This window comes from Halomonas sp. ND22Bw (assembly GCF_003011945.1).
In the GTDB taxonomy this organism is placed as follows: domain Bacteria; phylum Pseudomonadota; class Gammaproteobacteria; order Pseudomonadales; family Halomonadaceae; genus Halomonas; species Halomonas halophila.
Genome location: NZ_PXWD01000896.1, coordinates 1 through 271, shown reverse-complemented (window position 1 = coordinate 271; position 271 = coordinate 1). Strand labels below are relative to the sequence as shown.

The 271-nt window shown below is 71.2% G+C and carries 1 protein-coding gene; it reads right to left on the bottom strand.

Annotated elements, in window-relative coordinates:
* Nucleotides 1-271, bottom strand: a 271-nt coding sequence (locus CVH10_RS20745; protein WP_146143208.1) for a S46 family peptidase, incomplete at both ends; no start/stop codon positions are given.

The window sequence follows — 271 nt, the reverse complement described above, 5'->3', positions numbered from 1 at the left end:
GGCGTTGACGGCGGGCGAGCCGGACGAACCGCCGATGGTGTCGGTCGAGACGGCCATGTCCATGACCGCGTTCGGGTCGATCCGGTCCTTGGCTGCCAGCAGTTTGGGCGCGACCTTGAACGGCTCGGCGCCGGTCGCGCGGTCCCACAGGCCGGCGAAGGTGGTGAAGGCGCCGAACCGCTGGCCCGGCACGTCGGAGCCTTCGACCTTGCCATAGGTCAGGCGCAGGGTGCCGGTCGCGTCGGGATAGACCGCGTCGCCATAGGCGGCG